Source organism: Streptomyces sp. NPDC029296 (assembly GCF_055569255.1).
This window is the reverse complement of sequence record NZ_JBVHXT010000045.1, coordinates 70997-74771: the sequence shown is the minus strand read 5'-3', so window position 1 is coordinate 74771 and position 3775 is coordinate 70997. Positions and strand designations below refer to the sequence as shown.

The following is a 3775-nucleotide window of genomic DNA, read 5'->3' as shown; positions in this document are numbered from 1 at the left end:
GGGTCGGCCGCCATGACCTGCTCCCACTTCGGCCACTCGGTGTTGCCCACCATGACCGCCACCGGCGAGCCCAGGGTCAGCCCGTGCCGGACACCGCCCAGGAAGGTGACCTCGTCGCGCTCGAACTTCATCCGCGCACCACGGCCGTAGCCGAGCCGCCGCCGCGCCAGGTGGTCCGCCACCATCTCCGTGGTGACCGGGACACCGGCGGGAAGACCCTCCAGCGTCGCCACCAGCGCGGGGCCGTGCGATTCGCCCGCGGTCAGCCAGCGCAGCCTGCTCAACGGTCCCCTCCGGCGCCACTGTCGGTGAAGGCCCGGTCGCCGTGCAGCCAGGAGACCTTCCGGTACATGTCCCGCTGCGACAGGGCGGAGAGCATCGCGTTGCGCTCCCCGGCCCGCGAGCCCGCCGGGTGGTACAGCTCGCTGCCCATGCGCCGGGCGACGAGCTGGATCCGTCCCGCGCGTTCACGGCGTACGGCGTTGTACTTCTCCAGGCGCTGCACGAGGTCGTCCTCCCGGGCGGTCTCGGTCAGCTCGCCCAGGACCACGGCGTCCTCCAGGGCCTGGCAGGCACCCTGGGCCGCGTACTGGAGCATGGGATGGGCGGCGTCACCGAGCAGTGCCACCCGCCCGTCGGTCCAGGCCGGCGCGGGGTCACGGTCGCACAGCACCCATTCGCGCCAGCCCTCCCCCAGTTCGAGCAGCCGCCGGGCGGTGGCCCCGATGCCGGGGAACCCGCCGAGCACCTGCGCGCGTCCGGCCTCCCGGCCGGCCACCGGCACCGTCGCCCCGTTGTCGCGGGTGACGGCGAGATTCAGGTACCTGCCGCCGCCGATGATGTAGTGCACGAAGTGCCACTTGGGGCCGGCCCAGAGCGTGACCGTGTTCCAGCGCAGTTCCTCGGGCACCTTCTCGATCGGTATCACCGAGCGGTAGATCGTGTGGCCCGACACGCGCGGTTCGCCGTCGCCGAGCATCTGCGCGCGCACCGTGGAGCGGATGCCGTCCGCGCCGATCAGCGCGGCGCCGTGGAAGGCGCGCCCGTCGGTGGTGTGCGCGGTGACGCCCGTGGCGCTCTGCTCGTAGCGCTCCACCGCGGCGTCGGGGACGAGTTCGACGGCGTCCAGGTCCTGGCAGGCGGTGAGCAGCGGCTGGTAGAGGTCGCCGCGGTGCACCACGGCGTAGGGGTTGCCGAACCGTTCGCGGTAGGCCTCGGCCAGCTCCATGCCGGCGACCTTCTCGCCCGTGGTGCCGTCCATGAAGCACAACTCGTCGATGAATACCGCCTGTTCGCGCACGCCCTCGCCCACGCCGAGGCGGTCCAGGGCGTGGAAGGCGTTGGGTCCGAGCTGGATGCCGGCGCCGATCTCGGCGAAGGTGCCGCGGCGTTCGAGCACGGTGACCCGGTGTCCGTTCCGGGCCAGCGACACGGCCGTGGCGAGCCCGCCGATGCCGCCCCCGGCGATCAGTATGTGCGTCATGCGAATCGTCAGTTCCTTTCTGGTGCGATCACGTCGATGGCCTGTGGTCTAGGCCGAGGTGCGGGCCGGGGGAGCCGGCAGCGGATGCCGCGGGAAGAGCCGGTGGAACTCCTCGTGGAAGGCGGGGAAGGTCTTGGCGACACAGCCGGGGTCGTCGAGCGTGAGATTCCCCGTGCGCAGATTCAGCACGGAGAACGCCATGGCGATGCGGTGGTCGCGGTGACAGGCGATCCGCGCGGGGGAGGCGTCGCCGGGGTGCACCGTGATCCAGTCCCGGCCGGTGTCGGTGCGTACGCCGAGCGCGCGCAGGTTGCGGGCGACGGCCTCGATCCGGTCCGACTCCTTGAGCCGGGCGTGGCCGATGCCACGGATGGTCAGGGGCCCGTCGGCCAGCGGGGCGATCGCCGCCAGCGTCATGAACGTGTCGGAGATGTCACCCATGTCCACGGCGAAACCGCCCCTGAACGTGCCGGTTCCGGTGACCGTGACCTCGTCCGCGCCGCGCCGCACCCGGGCCCCGGCCCGCTCCAGCACCCCGGCGAACCGCACATCGCCCTGGAGACTGCCGTCGCCGAGGCCCCGCACGGTGACCGTGCGCCCGGTGACGGCCGCGGCGGCGAGGAAGTAGGAGGCGGTGGAGGCGTCCGGCTCGATCCGCACGGCGGCGGCCCGGTAGCCGGTGGGCCGGACGGCGAACTCGCCCGGGGTGTCCTCGGCCACCTCGGCGCCGAAGTGCCGCATCAGCGCGAGTGTCATGTCGACGTAGGGACGGCTGACCAGTTCCCGCACCCTGAGCAGCAGGCCGCCGGGCAGCAGCGGGGCCGCCATCAGCAGCCCGCTGAGGAACTGGCTGCTGAGGCTGCCGTCGACGTCCAGCGCGCCGCCGGCCAGGCCGCGGGCGCGGATCCGCAGCGGCAGCGTGCCGCCCGGCCCGGTGCGCACGTCGGCGCCGAGGCGGCGCAGCGCGTCGGCGAGCGGTGCCACGGGCCGGGCCGTGAGCTGCTCGCTGCCCGCGAAGACGAAGTCGCCGTCGCCGGCGGCGGCCAGCGGCGGCAGGAAGCGCGCGGCGGTGCCCGCGTCCGCGCACCAGATGCGGCCGCCGCCCCGCGGGCCGCGGCCCAGCCCGGTCACCCGCCAGGCGCCCTCGTCGTCCGACGACCGGATCCCCGCGCCCAGGTCGCCGAGCGCCTGACGGAAAGCCAGGGTGTCGTCGCTGATCAGCGGAGCGGTGAGCACGCTGGTACCGCTCGCCGCGGCGGCGAGCAGGAGCGCTCTGTTGGTCAGTGACTTCGAGCCGGGAACACGGGCGTACAGCGTCGCGGGCGGCGGGGGGACGGTGGTCATCGCTGTCCTTTGTCGAGTGCGGCGGGCATCGAAAGCGGCGCCGGGGGGAGTGCAACGGCACGGAGGAACCGGGGACGGCGGCCCGGGCGGTCAGCGGGCGGCGGAGGCGAGCACGGCGGCGATCTCTTCGGCGATCTCCCGTGGACCGCGGTGTTCGGCACGCACCGACACCACCGCGAGCCGCCGGTACAGGGGCAGCCGGGCGCGCATCAGCAGCGCGAGACCGATCCGGGGGTCGCCGTCGAGCAGGGGCCGGTCGCCGTCGGCCCGGACCCGGTGCGCGAGCGTGTCCAGTCCGGCCCACAGGTGCACCACACGGCGTCCGCGCAGCCGGGCCCGGGTGCCCTCGTGCAGCACCGCGCCACCGCCGAGCGAGAGCACACCGGCGTGCTCGGCCAGGGCGGCGGCGACCGCCCGGTGCTCCAGCAGCCGGAAGTCCGCCTCGCCCTGCTCCCGCAGTACCTCGGGAGCGGGCCGGCCCGCCAGACGGGTCACGTCCTCGTCGGTGTCCCGGAAGGACACCCCCAGCAGCCCGGCCAGCTCCCGGCCGACCGAGGTCTTGCCCGCGCCGGGCATGCCGATCAGGATGGCCGCGGGTCCTGTCATGGGGGTGCCGCCTTTCGGGTCGGGGGCGTCGGGCCGTAACGGAAGAGGGCGGGGCGTCGGGCCCGCCCGTGGTGTCGTCGGGTCCGGACCGCCGGGCACCCGCGGCGTGGAGCACGGGCGGCCGGCGACTTCGCGCGCCGCGACGGCTGTGGACGCCTCACCTTCGCGCCCGGCCGCTTGCCGGCACCGCGGCGTGGGAGGCGTCCGCACGCGGGACGGGGACCGTATCCCGCGCCGGGGGGGGGGGGGGGGGGGTCGAGGGAACAAGGCGGGAGGGGGGGCCCACCCTCCCAGGAGGAAGAGGGGAAGCAGGGCGAACGGGGGCCGGGGGGGAGGCTCCGA

General features: G+C 74.7%; 4 protein-coding genes. All 4 read right to left on the bottom strand.

Annotated elements, in window-relative coordinates; translation table 11 throughout:
* On the bottom strand, nt 1–284 hold a 284-nt coding region (locus tag ACZ4W9_RS32610), incomplete at its 3' end, for a chorismate synthase (RefSeq protein WP_467941839.1).
* Complete coding sequence (locus tag ACZ4W9_RS32605) at nt 281–1483, bottom strand: 3-hydroxybenzoate 6-monooxygenase (protein ID WP_467941837.1); 1203 nt, start codon at nt 1481–1483, stop codon at nt 281–283. The genes ACZ4W9_RS32605 and ACZ4W9_RS32610, both read right to left, overlap by 4 nt.
* Nucleotides 1484–1531: 48 nt before the next feature.
* A complete protein-coding gene (gene aroA / locus ACZ4W9_RS32600) occupies nt 1532–2827 on the bottom strand; it encodes a 3-phosphoshikimate 1-carboxyvinyltransferase (RefSeq protein WP_467941835.1) in 1296 nt (431 codons plus the stop codon).
* Nucleotides 2828–2917: 90 nt separating this feature from the next.
* A complete protein-coding gene (locus tag ACZ4W9_RS32595; RefSeq protein ID WP_467941833.1) occupies nt 2918–3433 on the bottom strand; it encodes a shikimate kinase in 516 nt (171 codons plus the stop codon).
* Between the last annotated feature and the right edge of the window lie 342 nt (nt 3434–3775).